Source organism: Pelagibacterium sediminicola, assembly GCF_003390885.1.
Taxonomy (GTDB): Bacteria; Pseudomonadota; Alphaproteobacteria; order Rhizobiales; family Devosiaceae; genus Pelagibacterium; species Pelagibacterium sediminicola.
Genome location: NZ_QMEL01000001.1, coordinates 431,086 through 445,977 on the forward strand (window position 1 = coordinate 431,086; position 14,892 = coordinate 445,977).

At 63.7% G+C, this 14,892-nt stretch carries 15 protein-coding genes; 13 read left to right on the forward strand and 2 right to left on the reverse strand.

What is annotated here, in order from left to right:
- The first annotated feature begins 45 nt into the window (after positions 1-45).
- Entirely contained in the window at positions 46-930 is an 885-nt protein-coding gene (locus DQG18_RS02045) for an EamA family transporter (RefSeq protein ID WP_116652544.1), read from the forward strand.
- 6 nt (positions 931-936) lie between these two features.
- Here the strand turns inward: DQG18_RS02045 and DQG18_RS02050 are convergent, their stop codons facing one another.
- Positions 937-1,578, reverse strand: a complete 642-nt coding sequence (locus DQG18_RS02050) for a carbonic anhydrase (protein WP_116652545.1) — start codon at positions 1,576-1,578, stop codon at positions 937-939.
- 107 nt (positions 1,579-1,685) lie between these two features.
- On the opposite strand from DQG18_RS02050, the gene DQG18_RS02055 reads away from it, so the two are divergent.
- On the forward strand, positions 1,686-1,895 hold the full coding sequence (locus DQG18_RS02055; RefSeq protein ID WP_116652794.1) for a DUF1737 domain-containing protein: 210 nt from the start codon (positions 1,686-1,688) through the stop codon (positions 1,893-1,895).
- Positions 1,896-1,904: 9 nt separating this feature from the next.
- On the opposite strand, the gene DQG18_RS02060 is transcribed toward DQG18_RS02055, so the two are convergent.
- A complete protein-coding gene (locus DQG18_RS02060) occupies positions 1,905-2,318 on the reverse strand; it encodes a VOC family protein (RefSeq protein ID WP_116652546.1) in 414 nt (137 codons plus the stop codon).
- 395 nt (positions 2,319-2,713) lie between these two features.
- Between DQG18_RS02060 and sdhC the strand changes: the two genes are divergently transcribed.
- From sdhC to DQG18_RS02115, 11 genes are all read left to right on the forward strand, one after another.
- On the forward strand, positions 2,714-3,097 hold the full coding sequence (gene sdhC, locus DQG18_RS02065; protein WP_116652547.1) for a succinate dehydrogenase, cytochrome b556 subunit: 384 nt from the start codon (positions 2,714-2,716) through the stop codon (positions 3,095-3,097).
- Positions 3,098-3,108: 11 nt separating this feature from the next.
- The gene (sdhD, locus tag DQG18_RS02070) at positions 3,109-3,456 is read left to right on the forward strand and encodes a succinate dehydrogenase, hydrophobic membrane anchor protein (RefSeq protein WP_116652548.1); all 348 of its coding nucleotides are present in this window, start codon (positions 3,109-3,111) and stop codon (positions 3,454-3,456) included.
- A 6-nt stretch (positions 3,457-3,462) separates the two neighbouring features.
- Positions 3,463-5,262: a succinate dehydrogenase flavoprotein subunit gene (gene sdhA, locus DQG18_RS02075; RefSeq protein ID WP_116652549.1), complete on the forward strand. Its 1,800-nt coding sequence runs from the start codon at positions 3,463-3,465 to the stop codon at positions 5,260-5,262.
- A gap of 14 nt (positions 5,263-5,276) precedes the next feature.
- Positions 5,277-6,062 carry a succinate dehydrogenase iron-sulfur subunit gene (locus tag DQG18_RS02080; RefSeq protein WP_116652550.1) on the forward strand — a complete coding sequence of 262 codons (786 nt, stop codon included), beginning with the start codon at positions 5,277-5,279 and terminating at the stop codon, positions 6,060-6,062.
- A gap of 201 nt (positions 6,063-6,263) precedes the next feature.
- On the forward strand, positions 6,264-6,491 hold the full coding sequence (locus DQG18_RS02085) for a hypothetical protein (RefSeq protein WP_157969964.1): 228 nt from the start codon (positions 6,264-6,266) through the stop codon (positions 6,489-6,491).
- 141 nt (positions 6,492-6,632) lie between these two features.
- Complete coding sequence (locus tag DQG18_RS02090; protein ID WP_116652552.1) at positions 6,633-7,247, forward strand: AprI/Inh family metalloprotease inhibitor; 615 nt, start codon at positions 6,633-6,635, stop codon at positions 7,245-7,247.
- A 2-nt stretch (positions 7,248-7,249) separates the two neighbouring features.
- A complete protein-coding gene (gene zapE, locus DQG18_RS02095; RefSeq protein WP_116652553.1) occupies positions 7,250-8,455 on the forward strand; it encodes a cell division protein ZapE in 1,206 nt (401 codons plus the stop codon).
- 46 nt (positions 8,456-8,501) lie between these two features.
- Positions 8,502-9,464 (forward strand): malate dehydrogenase, encoded by a 963-nt coding sequence (gene mdh, locus DQG18_RS02100; protein ID WP_116652554.1) that lies wholly within the window; start codon positions 8,502-8,504, stop codon positions 9,462-9,464.
- Positions 9,465-9,560: 96 nt separating this feature from the next.
- Entirely contained in the window at positions 9,561-10,757 is a 1,197-nt protein-coding gene (gene sucC / locus DQG18_RS02105) for an ADP-forming succinate--CoA ligase subunit beta (RefSeq protein ID WP_116652555.1), read from the forward strand.
- A gap of 46 nt (positions 10,758-10,803) precedes the next feature.
- Positions 10,804-11,709 (forward strand): succinate--CoA ligase subunit alpha, encoded by a 906-nt coding sequence (sucD, locus tag DQG18_RS02110; protein ID WP_116652556.1) that lies wholly within the window; start codon positions 10,804-10,806, stop codon positions 11,707-11,709.
- 121 nt (positions 11,710-11,830) lie between these two features.
- Complete coding sequence (locus DQG18_RS02115) at positions 11,831-14,821, forward strand: 2-oxoglutarate dehydrogenase E1 component (RefSeq protein WP_116652557.1); 2,991 nt, start codon at positions 11,831-11,833, stop codon at positions 14,819-14,821.
- Positions 14,822-14,892: the final 71 nt, after the last annotated feature.

The window sequence follows — 14,892 nt, forward strand, 5'->3', positions numbered from 1 at the left end:
CTGAAGCGGGCGGACCCTTCCCTTTCCCAGCCCCGCCGATAAAAGATGCCCCTTCGCGACGTGCTCATCGCCCTCGTGGTCGTTTCGATCTGGGGCGTCAATTTCACGGTCATCAAGCTTTCGGTCGCCGAACTGCCGCCCCTGCTGGTGGCGGCGCTGCGTTTCTTTTTTGCCGCCGTGCCGGTCATTTTCTTCATCCCCCGGCCCCAGGCGCCCTGGTGGCTGGTCATTGCCTACGGGCTTTCGATGGGCTGCGCGCTCTATGCGCTCTTGAACACCTCGATCTATCTCGGCATGCCCGCCTCGCTCGCTTCGCTGGTTTTGCAGGTGCAGGCGATGTTCACCATCGGGCTGGCGTTTTTCGTTTTTGGCGAGGTGCCGCGCAAGCTGCAAATGGCGGGCGCTGCCGTCGCCTTTGCCGGGGTCGGGGTGATCGCCGTCGCCCATGGCGGCGGCGGGGGGCTGTCCGCGCTTCTGGTCCTGATGCTGGCGGCGATCGCGTGGGGGATCGCCAACAATCTCTCGAAAAAGGCCGGGGCGATCCCGATGATCCCCTTTACGGTCTGGGGGCACGCGGTCGCCACCGTGCCGCTTTTTGCCTTGTCGATGCTGTTCGAGGGCGGGCCGGGGGTTCTGGGGTACATCGTGCCGCCCAGCCTGTCGGTCGTGGGGCTGATCTGGTTCCTGGCCTATCCGGCAACGCTGCTGGGCTTTGCCATGTGGTCGGGACTGCTTTCGCGCCATTCGGCGGCAACGGTCGCCCCGTTCACCCTGCTCGTGCCGATCACCGGCATTGCCTCGGGGGTGCTGGTGCTGGGCGAGCCGATCCATCCCGCCGATGTGGCGGGCGGGGTTCTGGTGCTGATCGGGCTGGCGCTGACGGTGTTCAGGATGGGGCCCAAGCAGGCCGCGGTACAGCCCGGCGCGTAAGGTCTTTCAGGCGCTGAATTCCGGCCGCGCGAAATCGCCGCTTTCCCCGTTCATGACCCAAAGCTCGCCCGTCGAGATGTCGAACCACGCTCCGTGCAGGGAGAGCTGGTCGTCTTCGACGCGTGATTTGACGAACGGGAAGGTCAGGAGATTGTTGAGCGACTGGCGGATGGCGATGCGCTCGAGCGCGGTCTGCTGTTCGGCGGGGGTCATGAGGTGGTTGGCTTCCACCTTGCCGGCCAGATCCTGGACCATGGTCAGCCATCTGCCGATGAAATCGCCCTCCGGGGCGTGGCCCGCAGCGGTGGCCAGCGCCCCCGAAATACCCCCGCACCGCCCATGGCCCATGACGACGATATGGGCGACGTTGAGATGGACGACCGCGAACTCGATGGCCGAGGAGGTGCCGTGAAAGGCCGCGTCGGGCCCGAAGGGGGGCACGAGATTGGCGACGTTGCGCATGACGAAGAGCTGGCCGGGACCGGCGTCGAAAATGGTTTCGGGGGCCGAGCGGCTGTCGCAGCAGGCGATCACCATGGTGGTGGGGTGCTGGCCGTCCTTGGCAAGACTGCGATAGCGTTCCCCGCTATAGCGACCCGACATGAAGTTTTGATAGCCCGAGAGGAGAAATCCGGGAAACTCTTGCATCGGCGGTCACTTTCGTCTCTGTTTCGCATCGTCGTGGGTTAGCGATTATGCTTCCCCGGCGGCAAGATCAACCCGCAGTTGCGGATCGGCGCAAACAGGACGTTGCGATGGTTATCTACAGGTTCTTGAGCGGCGAGGACGATTCGAGCTTCTGCCACAAGGTCACCAAGGCGCTTTCCGAGGGCTGGCTGCTCTATGGCGCGCCCCATTACGTGTTCGACGCGGCTGCAGGAAAAATGCGCTGCGGGCAGGCGGTGACCAAGGAGGTCGCCGACCAGACCTACGATCCGGATAAAAAGCTCACCGATTACGCCTGAGTGTGTTTTTCACGTTTCCCCCGCAGGGGTGACGACAATGCTGGAGGCGCTCCGGGTTGCCGGGCCGTGCCAGACCGCTTCGATATTGTTGCCGTCGGGATCGAGGATGAAGGCGGCGTAATAGCCCGGATGGTAGGGCCGTTCGCCGGGCGCGCCGTTATCGGTGCCGCCCGCGGCGAGCCCGGCGGCGTGGAAACGGGCGACCGTCTCGCGGTCATGGGCCTGAAAGGCGAGGTGGCAGCGGGTGGTGTAATCGGTCGCGGCATCGACGAAGAGTTCGTCGGCGGCAAAGAACCCTTCGCCCTGATGGGTGATCTCGCGCCCGACGGCCTCGAGCACGGCCCCGTAAAAGATGCGGCTTTTGGCAAGGTCGGCGACGCGCAGGTGGATGTGGTCGATGAGGCGGCCGCGGTGGAATTCCATTGCAGGGCTCCTTTTCTGCGGGCTGGGGTTTTTCGATTATAGCGCAGGGTGGTTTGAGGATGAACTCTCTGTTTGCAGGGCTGAAAGCTCTGGATTTGTGGCTGGTGGATAAATTTTTCCAACGTGCTGCCGGTGCTTTTTTGCCGGGCGCGGAAGTTTACCTATTGGGTAAGCGATCCTGACTTTTCCAGCGCTGACGGCGGCTTGGGCGCCGCAAGAGGTGGGGAATTTAAATATGACTATTAAAGTCAATATATTAGCCGGGGGGCGATGAGGGTGCGATTCCGACCAAATGTCTAGTGCGTGCCCTTTGACGAATGGGGAAAGCGGGATTAGACAAGGCAAGGCAAACCGATCCCCGGCCCGCTTTCGGGCGCGGCGGCAAAGAGGCAGCAATGGCCCAAATCTTCCGACCGACGTCGCCGCATCTGTCGATCTGGCGCTTCACCCTTACCATGACGCTTTCGATCCTGCACCGAATCCTCGGGGTCGGACTTTATATCGGCACGCTGCTGGTCATCTTGTGGCTGGGCGCTGCGGCGCTCGGGGACGAGCCCTTGGCCATGGTCAACGGGTTCTTCGCCCACCCCCTGCTCCAGATCGTGCTGTTTCTCTATACGCTGACGCTGTTCCACCACATGGCGGGGGGCATCAAGCATTTCGTCTGGGATTTCATCCTGGGCTTCGAGGCCGGGCCGCGCGAGGCGATCAGTATCGCCACCATCGTTTTCTCGGTCGGTCTGACGCTTGCCCTCTGGGCCGTCTTCGTCTGGTTCTGAGGGGGCAGGAAATGGCACAATCGAGCAACAAGGGCACTGCGACCTTCATCCGCCAGCGCGTGACCGGCGCGCTCAATATCCCGCTCATCGGGTTTTTCGTCTGGCTGATCGTTTCGCTGCAGGGCGCGGATCGCGCGCAGATGGTGGCGACGTTCTCCAACCCGGTCGTGTGGCTGCTGATGCTTGCCTTGCTGGGCTCGGCGCTGGTTCACATGCGCATCGGGATGAACGAGATCATCGAGGACTATATCCACACCCCCGCGCTGCACAATCTGGCAAGGCTCGCCAACACCATCTTTACCGTCGCGGTCGGCGCCGTCGCCGCCATTTCAGTTCTCGTTCTCGCCTTCGGAGGCTGACACATCATGGCTTCGGCTTACAATATCATCGACCATGCCTATGACGTGGTTGTGGTCGGCGCGGGTGGCGCGGGCTTGCGCGCAACGCTGGGCATGGCCGAGCAGGGCTTTTCGACTGCCTGCGTCACCAAGGTTTTCCCGACCCGCAGCCATACGGTGGCAGCCCAAGGCGGGATCGCCGCGTCGCTCTCCAATATGGGGCCCGATAGCTGGCAGTGGCACATGTACGACACCGTCAAGGGGTCGGACTGGCTGGGCGATAATGACGCCATGGAATATCTGGCGCGCGAAGCCCCGCAGGCGGTTTATGAGCTGGAACATTACGGGGTGCCCTTTTCGCGCACCGAAGAGGGCAAGATCTACCAGCGCCCGTTTGGCGGGCACATGCAGAACTATGGCGATGGCCCCCCGGTGCAGCGCACCTGCGCCGCGGCCGACCGCACGGGCCATGCGATCCTGCACACGCTTTACGGCCAGTCGCTCAAGAACAATGCCGAGTTCTTCGTTGAATATTTCGCCATTGACCTGTTGATGAGCGATGACGGGCAATGCCAGGGCGTCATCGCCTGGAAGCTCGACGACGGCACGCTGCACCGGTTCCGCGCCAAGATGGTGGTGCTGGCGACCGGGGGCTATGGCCGGGCCTATTTCTCGGCGACCAGCGCCCACACCTGCACCGGCGACGGCAACGGCATGGCGGCGCGGGCCGGGCTGCCCTTGCAGGACATGGAGTTTGTCCAGTTCCACCCCACGGGCATTTATGGTTCAGGGTGCCTCATCACCGAGGGCGCGCGCGGCGAGGGCGGCTATCTCGTCAACGCCGAGGGCGAGCGCTTCATGGAGCGCTATGCTCCCAACGCCAAGGACCTTGCCAGCCGCGACGTCGTCTCGCGCTGCATGACGCTCGAAATCCGCGAGGGGCGGGGCGTCGGCCCCAAGAAGGATCACATCTTCCTTCATCTCGACCATCTTGACCCGGCGGTCCTGCACGAACGCCTGCCGGGGATTTCCGAGAGCGCGAAAATCTTTGCCGGGGTCGATCTCACCCGCGACCCCATCCCGGTCATCCCCACCGTCCACTACAATATGGGCGGGGTGCCCACGACCTATTGGGGCGAGGCGATCGACCCGCGCAATGGCGGGCCGGACGCAACGGTTCCCGGCCTGATGGCGGTGGGCGAGGCGGGCTGCGCCTCGGTCCACGGCGCCAACCGGCTGGGCTCGAACTCGCTGATCGACCTCGTGGTCTTCGGACGCGCCGCCGCGATCCGGGCGGGTGAAATCGTCGACCGCAACGCGGCGATCCCCGAAACCAGCCGCGCCGCCGAAGACAAGATCCTGGCGCGGTTCGACAGGCTGCGCCACGCCAGCGGGTCGACCCCGACCGCCCAGTTCCGCGAAAAGATGCAGCGTGCCATGCAGGAGGACGCCGCCGTCTTCCGCACCCAGGAAACGCTCGAGGAAGGGTGCCGCCGGATTTCGGCGATCTGGGACGAGCTGCCCGACATCAAGGTCACCGACCGCTCGATGATCTGGAACTCGGACCTCGTGGAAACGCTCGAGCTTGAAAACCTCATGGTCAACGCCATCACCACGGTCTATTCGGCCGAGGCGAGGAAGGAAAGCCGGGGCGCCCATGCGCGCGAGGATTTCACCGAGCGTGACGACGCCAACTGGCGCAAGCACACGCTTTCGTTCCTCGACGAAGCGGGCAAGGTGACGCTCGATTACCGGCCCGTCCATGTCGATCCGCTCACCGACGGGATCGATCTCGACAAGATCGCGCCCAAGGCGCGCGTTTACTAAGGAGGCAGGAGCAGATGGCTGAACTCATTCTCGATAAGCGCTCCCGCCCCAAAAAGGGCAAGGTGTGGCCCCGCCCCGAGGGCGCGACCAATGTGCGCGAATACCAGGTCTACCGCTACGACCCGGACACGCAGGAAAACCCGCGCATCGACACCTATTTCGTCGATCTCGACGATTGCGGGCCGATGATTCTGGACGCGCTGTTGTGGATCAAGAACAATGTCGATCCAACCCTGACGCTCCGCCGCTCGTGCCGCGAGGGCATTTGCGGGTCGTGCGCGATGAATATCGATGGCGCCAATACGCTGGCCTGCACGCGCGGGATGGACGAGGTCAGCGCCGGTCCGGTCAAGGTCTATCCCCTGCCGCACATGCCGGTGGTCAAGGATCTGGTGCCCGATCTCTCGACCTTTTACGAGCAGCACAAATCGATCGAGCCGTGGCTGCAGACCAAATCCCCGACGCCGGACACCGAATGGCTGCAAAGCCGCGAGGACCGAGCCAAGCTCGACGGGCTCTATGAGTGCATCCTTTGCGCGTGCTGTTCGACCTCGTGCCCGTCCTACTGGTGGAACGGGGAAAAATATCTCGGCCCCGCCGTGCTGCTGCAGGCCTATCGCTGGCTGATCGACAGCCGCGACGAGGCGACCTCGGAGCGGCTCGACAATCTCGAAGACACCTTCAAGCTCTATCGCTGCCACACGATCATGAACTGCACCAAGGTGTGCCCCAAGGGACTGAACCCGGCCAAGGCGATCGCCGAGATCAAGAAGATGATGGTCGAGCGCAAGGTGGCGTGAGGCGGGGATAGCCGGGCGCAGGACGTGAGATCGCGCTGGATTCCGGGAACAAGTCCCGGAATGACAACGGTTTTTTAGCAGGATCGTGCCTCGCCTCCGATGTCACCCCGGGATTATTCCCGGGGTCCGGGCAATGTCGGCGCAAAGCGCAGGCGTGCCAAGCCGATTCCTTCAAAGCATGAAACCGTGTAGGGTCGCATGATGACCGATTACGAGACCATCATCCATGTGAGGAGCGAAGCGCGGGCGCGGGTGCTGATCGCGGCCTTGCGGGCGCACGGGTTTTCGCCCCGCGAGATCGCCGATGGCGGCTTGCCCGGCGTGGGCGGGGCGTTGTCGGGCACCGGGGTTCCGGTCGCCGTGCCCGAAAACGAGGCCGGCGATGCGCGCCCGCTCGCCGAGGCGCTTTTAAGGGACATGGAGGGCTGAACGGGGTCCCGGTTCAGCCTATAATCGCCACATTGTGGCGCATAGGGTTCCCCTACAGGCGCCGTGGGGCTTGTTTGCGGCCCCCGAGGATTGCATAACCATCGGCGAGCCGATCGAGCACGAGCCGGACTGGAGCACATCATGACCATTTCCATTGCGCGCAGCCTCACCCTTGGCGCCGGGCTGATGGCCGCCGCGGCGCTGGCGGCCTGTTCACCATCGGTGGGGAACCGTCCCAATCCCTTCGTTACCCCCCAGCCCTCGACGCCGGTGTCGACCGGGGTGGTGCAGACCAGCGATCTGCCCCCGATCGGCGGGCAACCGGCGGCAACCACCGGCACCGGGCAGGTTCCCGCCAATACGACCGGGCTTTACGATCCCCTGACCCAGACGGCTTCCACCGAAGGGTTCGTTTCGCTCGATGGCATGGGCCAGCCGGGCAACACCACGGGCGGGCGCGATCTTTCCGGACCGCTGACCATGGAAAAGCTGCTCGGGGGATGGACGATCATTTCGGGCGCCGAGCAATGCCGGCTCAACCTCACCTATACCGCCAAGGGTTCGACCGGGCGCTACCGCGCCTCGACGCCGACCTGCGCGCAGCCGGTGCTCACCACCGTCACCTCCTGGCAGCTTCTGGGCAACCAGATTCAGCTCTATAACGAGGCCGACGAACTGGTCGGCACGCTGTTAAAGAGCGGGGACCGGTTCGTGGGCACGCTGGCCGGAGGCCAGGCCGTTTCCATGGCGGGCTGATCTTGGATCACGACGCCGGGCAGGCGGACGCCTCGGTCCTCGACCGCTATGCCGAGTTGACCGTCTCGGGACAGGTGCGGCCCGATGCGGCGCAAAAGGCGGCGGCTGAAAAGCTCGGCGCGCTGGCCGAACAGCTTTCCGTGCTCGAAGCGGGGGAGGGTTCGGTCCTTTCCCGGCTGTTCAAAAAAAAGCGCGGCACGCCAAAGGGGCTCTATATCTGGGGCGATGTGGGGCGGGGCAAGACCATGCTCATGGACCTGTTTTTCGCCTCGGTCCCGCTGACCGCCAAGCGGCGGGTGCATTTCCACGAATTCATGAACGAGATCCATGAGGGGATCGCCGCGTTCCGGGCGCAGAACGCAGGGACCAGGGGCGCGCGCGATCCGATCCCGGCGGTGGCGCGGCCGATCAGCCGGGCGGTGCGGCTGTTGTGTTTCGACGAGTTCTTCGTTTCCGACATCACCGATGCGATGCTGTTGAGCCGTCTGTTCGAGATCCTGTTCCGCGACGGGGTGGTGGTGGTCGCAACCTCCAACATCCCGCCCGAAAAGCTGTATTGGAATGGGCTCAATCGCCAGCTCTTCCTGCCCTTCATTGATCTGCTCAAGACCCATACAGAGGTGTTCAACCTCGATTCCGAGACCGACTACCGGCGCGAAAAGCTCAACGCGCAGGATGTCTACCGGTTCGGCGAGGGGCCCGAGGTCCGCGCGCAGATGGACGCCTTGTTCGCCCATCTCACCGGTGGGGCGGCGGCGGGGCCGGGGCGGATCGAAAATCTGGGGCGGACCATCGCCGTGCCGGCGCAGGCGATGGGGGTGGCGCGGTTCGGCTTTGCCGATCTGTGCGAGGTGCCGCTGGGCGCGCGCGACTATCTCAGAATCGCCAACGCCTTTCACACCGTCGTCATCGACGGCGTGCCGGTGTTCTCGCACCTGAAATCGGACGCGGCCAAGCGGTTCATCCTCCTGATCGACACGCTTTACGACCGGGGGGTCAAGCTGGTGGCGAGCTTTGCCGCCCCGCTCGACCAACTGGCCCATAACGAGAAGACCCGGTTCGAGTTCGCCCGCTGCCTTTCCCGGCTCGAGGAGATGCGCTCGGCGGACTATATCGCCCAGCCCTTGCGGCAGGCGCGGGAGCAGGGCGTTTCCCAAGGCCTTTCTAAGACGAACGGTTCACTTGCGTCTGTTTGTCACAAGGCGTAAGAGGGGCCCGGGAAAACATCAACTTTACCTATAGGGAAACTTGCTGATGGCGCGGAAGAAAATCGCCCTGATTGGGGCCGGTCAGATCGGTGGGACGCTGGCGCATCTGGTCGCGCTCAAGGAGCTGGGCGACGTCGTCCTGTTCGACATCGTCGACGGCGTGCCGCAGGGCAAGGCGCTCGATCTGGCCCAGTCCGGTCCGGTCGAGGGCTATAATTCCACCCTCAAGGGCACGTCCGAATACAAGGACATCGAGGGCGCCGATGTGGTGATCGTCACCGCCGGGGTGCCGCGCAAGCCGGGGATGAGCCGCGACGATCTTCTGGAAATCAATCTGAAGGTCATGGAGCAGGTGGGCGCGGGCATCGCCAAATACGCGCCCGAGGCGTTCGTCATCTGCATCACCAACCCGCTCGACGCCATGGTCTGGGCGCTGCAGAAATTTTCCGGCCTGCCGACCGGCAAGGTCGTGGGCATGGCGGGCGTCTTGGATTCGGCGCGGTTCCGCCACTTCATCGCCGATGAGCTTGGCGTCTCGGTGCAGGACGTTACCGCGTTCGTCATGGGCGGGCATGGCGACACCATGGTTCCCTTGGCGCGCTATTCCACGGTTGCGGGCATTCCGCTTCCCGATCTGGTCAAGATGGGCTGGCTTTCCAAGGACCGGCTCGACCAGATCATCCAGCGCACCCGCGACGGCGGCGCGGAGATCGTGGGGTTGTTGAAGACCGGTTCGGCTTTCTATGCCCCCGCCGCCTCGGCCATCGAGATGGCGGAAAGCTATCTCAAGGACAAAAAGCGCATCCTGCCCTCGGCGGCCTATCTCGAAGGTCAGTTCGGGGTCAGCCAGATGTATGTCGGCGTGCCGGTGGTGATCGGCGCGGGCGGCGCGGAAAAGGTCGTCGAGATCGAGTTGAACGCTTCGGAAAAGAAGATGTTCGACGCCTCGGTCGACGCGGTGCAGGGGCTCGTCGAAGCCTGCAAGAAGATCGCACCCAAGCTGGCGTAAGCCTTGCTGCCCCGGATGGTGTGCCGTCCGGGGTTTTTGTATATCATCGGCCCTGTCTTGCGGGGCGGCGGCATCCTTTAAAGGGATAAATCCATAATGAACATCCACGAATACCAGGCCAAGGAACTGCTCAAATCCTATGGCGCGCCGGTGGCGCAGGGCGTTGCGATCCATTCGGCCAGCGAGGCGGAAGCCGCAGCGAAATCGCTGCCCGGACCGCTTTATGTGGTCAAGTCGCAGATCCACGCCGGCGGGCGCGGCAAGGGCAAGTTCAGGGAACTCGGCCCCGACGCCAAGGGCGGGGTGCGGCTGGCCAGATCGGTCGACGAGGTTGTTGCCAACGTCAACGAGATGCTGGGCAATACGCTCGTGACCGCGCAGACCGGGGATGCGGGCAAGCAGGTCAACCGCCTTTATATCGAGGATGGCGCGGACATCGCGCGCGAGCTTTATCTCTCGCTGCTGGTCGATAGATCGAGCGGCAAGGTGGCGTTCGTTGCCTCGACCGAGGGCGGCATGGACATCGAGGCCGTCGCCGAGGAAACGCCTGAAAAGATTTTGACGCTGCCCATCGACCCGGATGCCGGGGTGACCGATGCGGACGCCGACAGGCTTGCCGCCGCGCTGGCCCTCGAAGGCAAGACCGCCGAGCAGGCCAAAAACGTCTTCAAGCTGGTTTACAAGGCCTTTGTCGAAAAGGACATGAGCCTTCTGGAGATCAACCCCTTCATCGTCATGGAAAATGGCGATGTGCGGGTGCTCGATGCCAAGGTCTCGTTCGACGGCAATGCGCTGTTCCGCCATCCCGACATCGTCGAGCTGCGGGACCTCTCCGAAGAGGACGAAAAGGAGATCGAGGCCTCCAAGTGGGACCTTGCCTATGTGGCGCTCGATGGCAATATCGGGTGCATGGTCAATGGCGCGGGGCTGGCGATGGCCACCATGGACATCATCAAGCTCTATGGCGCCGAGCCCGCCAACTTCCTCGACGTCGGGGGCGGAGCCTCCAAGGAGAAGGTGACGGCGGCCTTCAAGATCATCACCGCCGACCCCAGCGTCAAGGGCATCCTCGTCAACATCTTCGGCGGGATCATGCGGTGCGACGTCATCGCCGAGGGCGTGATCGCGGCGGTCAGGGATGTGGGGCTCAACGTGCCCCTCGTCGTGCGGCTCGAGGGCACGCGCGTTGCCGAGGGCAAGAAGATCATCGATGAGAGCGGGCTGAACGTCATTTCAGCCGACGATCTCGACGACGCGGCGCAAAAGATCGTCGCCGCCGTGGGCGGCAAGTAAGCCCAGCCCGTCCGCCCCAAGAACATTCCGGAGCATCCGCAAGACAATGTCCATTCTGGTCAACAAAGACACCAAGGTCCTCGTCCAGGGCCTCACCGGCAAGACCGGCACCTTCCACACCGAGCAGGCACTGGCCTATTACGGCACCAAGATGGTGGGCGGCATCCACCCCAAAAAGGGCGGCGAGAGCTGGACCTCGGGGGTCGATGGCACCGCGCTTCCCGTTTTCGCCAGCGTTGCCGAGGGCCGGGAGCGGACCGGGGCCAACGCCTCGGTCATCTATGTGCCGCCCGCAGGGGCCGCCGCTGCCATCATCGAGGCGATCGATGCCGGGATCGAGCTGATCGTCGCGATCACCGAGGGCGTGCCGGTGCTCGATATGGTCAAGGTCAAGGCAAGGCTGGAAAAGTCCAATTCGCGGCTGATCGGGCCGAACTGCCCCGGCGTCCTGACCCCCGAAGAGTGCAAGATCGGCATCATGCCCGGCAGCATCTTTTCCAAGGGCTCGGTGGGCATCGTGTCGCGCTCGGGAACCCTCACCTACGAGGCCGTGTTCCAGACCACCAATGAAGGGCTGGGGCAGACGACCGCCGTCGGCATCGGGGGCGACCCGGTCAAGGGCACCGAATTCATCGACGTGCTCGAGATGTTCCTTGCGGATGATGAAACCAAGTCGATCATCATGATCGGGGAGATCGGCGGCTCGGCCGAGGAAGAGGCCGCCCAGTTCCTGATCGACGAGGCCAAGAAAGGCCGCAAGAAGCCCATGGCGGGGTTCATTGCGGGGCTGACCGCGCCCGCGGGCCGCACCATGGGCCACGCCGGGGCGGTGATCTCGGGCGGCAAGGGCGGCGCCGAGGACAAGATCGCGGCCATGGAAGCGGCGGGGATCAGGGTCTCCAAATCCCCCGCCCAGATCGGCAGGACGCTGGTCGAGGTCCTCAAGGGGTAGGGGGCCTTACCGGTTAACCGAAACGAGATATCGGACGGTCATAGTTCCAACCCAATTGGCATTCCCTTAGGGGAAAAGGTTGGTTTTTTTAAGGGGGATCGGGACCCCCATAGAGAGTGAAATGACACGACAGGATCAGAACGAAGCGTTCCTCCTCACCTCATTCCTTTATGGCGGCAATGCCGACTATATCGATGCGCTCTATGCGCGCTACAAATCCGATCCCCAGAGTGTCGAGCCGAGCTGGGCCGAGTTCTTCTCGGGACTTTCCGATTCCATCGAGGACGTGAAAAAGAACGCCGAGGGGCCGTCCTGGCAGCGCAAGGACTGGCCGCGCCCGCGCAATGGCGACCTGGTCTCCGCGTTCGACGGGGACTGGGGCGAGGTCGCCGTCAAGGTGCAAAAGGCGGTGGCCGAGAAGGCCAAGGCTGAGGAAAAACCGGTTTCCGACGTCGACGTGATGCAGGCGACGCGGGATTCCATCCATGCGATCATGATGATCCGCGCCTACCGTATGCGCGGGCATCTGCACGCCAATCTCGATCCGCTGGGCCTCGAGGTCCAGGAAGAGGCGCCCGAGCTCGATCCGGCCGCCTATGGTTTTACCGAGGCCGATTTCACGCGCGAAATCTATATCGACAACTATCTGGGGCTCGAGTTCGCGACCGTGCCCCAGATGCTCGAAATATTGAAGCGCACCTATTGCGGGACGATGGGCATCGAGTTCATGCACATCTCGGACCCCGAGGCCAAGGCCTGGATCCAGGAACGCATCGAGGGCCCGGACAAGGAAATCACCTTCACGCGCGAAGGCAAGCGCGCCATCCTTTCAAAGCTGGCCGAGGCCGAAGGGTTCGAGAAGTTCCTCGACGTCAAATACACCGGCACCAAGCGGTTCGGGCTCGATGGCGGGGAATCGCTGATCCCGGCGCTCGAGCAGATCATCAAGCGCGGCGGGGCGCTGGGGGTCGAGGATATCGTCCTGGGCATGGCCCATCGCGGACGGCTCAACGTTCTGACCCAGGTGATGGGCAAGCCGCACCGGGCGCTGTTCCACGAATTCAAGGGCGGGGCGTTCTATCCCGACGACGTGGAAGGGTCGGGCGACGTCAAATACCATCTGGGCGCCTCCTCTGACCGCGAGTTCGACGGCAATCAGGTGCACCTCTCGCTCACCGCCAACCCCTCGCATCTGGAGATCGTCAACCCGGTGGTGCTGGGCAAGGCGCGCGCCAAGCAGGACCAGCTTTCCGCGCTCGAGGAGGGCCGGTTCGTCTTCGATACGCGCGAGACGGACCGCTCCAAGGTGCTGCCGCTGCTGCTGCATGGCGATGCGGCGTTCGCGGGCCAGGGCGTGGTTGCCGAATGTTTCGGGCTTTCGGGTTTGAAGGGCCACCGCACGGGCGGGTCGATCCATTTCGTCATCAACAACCAGATCGGGTTCACGACCTCTCCGCATTTCTCGCGGTCCTCGCCCTACCCCACCGATGTCGCCAAGATGATCGAGGCGCCGGTGTTCCACGTCAATGGCGACGATCCCGAAGCGGTGGTCTATGCGGCCAAGATCGCCATCGAATACCGCCAGAAGTTCGGGCGTCCGGTGGTTATCGACATGTTCTGTTATCGCCGGTTCGGCCATAACGAGGGCGACGAGCCGAGCTTCACCCAGCCGCTGATGTACAAGGCGATCCGGGGCCACGAGACGACCTTCGAGCTTTACGGCCAGCGCCTCGCCGACGAGGGCGTCGTGACGGGCGAGGAAATCGCCGAGATCAAGGCCGCCTGGCGCAGCCATCTCGAAACCGAATTCGAGGCGGGGCAGGACTATCGCCCCAACAAGGCCGACTGGCTCGATGGCGCCTGGAAGAACATCAAGCTCGCCGAAGCCGATGGACCGCGCCGCGGGGTCACCGGGGTTGCCGTCGAAAAGCTCAAGGCGCTGGGCGAGAAGATGACCGAGGTGCCCGGAGACTTCAGCGTCCACCGCACGGTGCAGCGCTTTCTCGACAACCGCAAGAAGGCGGTCGCCGAGGGCGAGGGCATCGACTGGGCGACCGCCGAGGCGCTGGCCTTTTCCTCGCTGCTCGCCGAGGGCCATCCGGTGCGGCTCTCGGGGCAGGACGTCGAGCGCGGCACGTTCTCTCAGCGCCATACGGTGCTCTACGACCAGGAGGTCGAGGCGACCTATACGCCCTTCAACCATCTCGATGAGGGGCAGGCGCGCTACGAGGTCATCAACTCGATGCTTTCGGAAGAGGCGGTGCTGGGGTTTGAGTACGGCTATTCGCTGGCCGAGCCCAATGCGCTCACCATCTGGGAAGCCCAGTTCGGCGATTTCGTCAACGGCGCCCAGGTGGTGATCGACCAGTTCATCTCTTCGGGCGAGCGCAAATGGCTGCGCATGTCCGGGCTCGTGATGCTGTTGCCGCACGGCTATGAAGGGCAGGGCCCCGAGCACTCCTCGGCCCGCCCCGAGCGGTTCCTGCAATTGTGCGCCGAGGACAACATGCAGGTGCTCAACTGCACGACCCCGGCCAACTATTTCCACGCGCTGCGCCGGCAATTGAAGCGCGATTTCCGCAAGCCCCTCGTGATCTTCACGCCCAAATCGCTGCTGCGCCACAAGCGGGCGGTGTCGGGGCTCAACGAAATGGGCGCGGGCAGCTTTTTCCATCGCCTGTTGTGGGACGACGCGGAAGCGCCGGGCCTGCCCAAGACCGATGTGAGCCTGCAGCCGGACGACAAGATCCGGCGGGTGGTGATCTGCACCGGCAAGGTCTATTACGACCTGCTCGAAGACCGCGAGAAGCGCGGCATCAACGATGTCTATCTGATGCGTCTCGAACAGCTCTATCCGTTCCCCGCCAAGGCGCTGATCGACGAGTTGTCCCGCTTCCAGCACGCCGATGTCGTCTGGTGCCAGGAAGAGCCCAAGAACATGGGCGCCTGGGCGTTCGTGCAGCCCTATATCGAATGGGTGCTCGAACAGATGGGCCGTCCGGGCGACCGGCCGCGCTATGTGGGCCGCCCGGCTTCGGCGTCCACGGCCACGGGCCTGATGCGCACCCATGTGGCGCAGTTGCAGGCCTTTCTTGACGAAGCGTTCGAGTGACCCCCTAACTGGAGAAAGGGCGCGGCCCCTCACGATCGCGCCGCCCCGCCCACAAGAGAGACAAAAGGAAC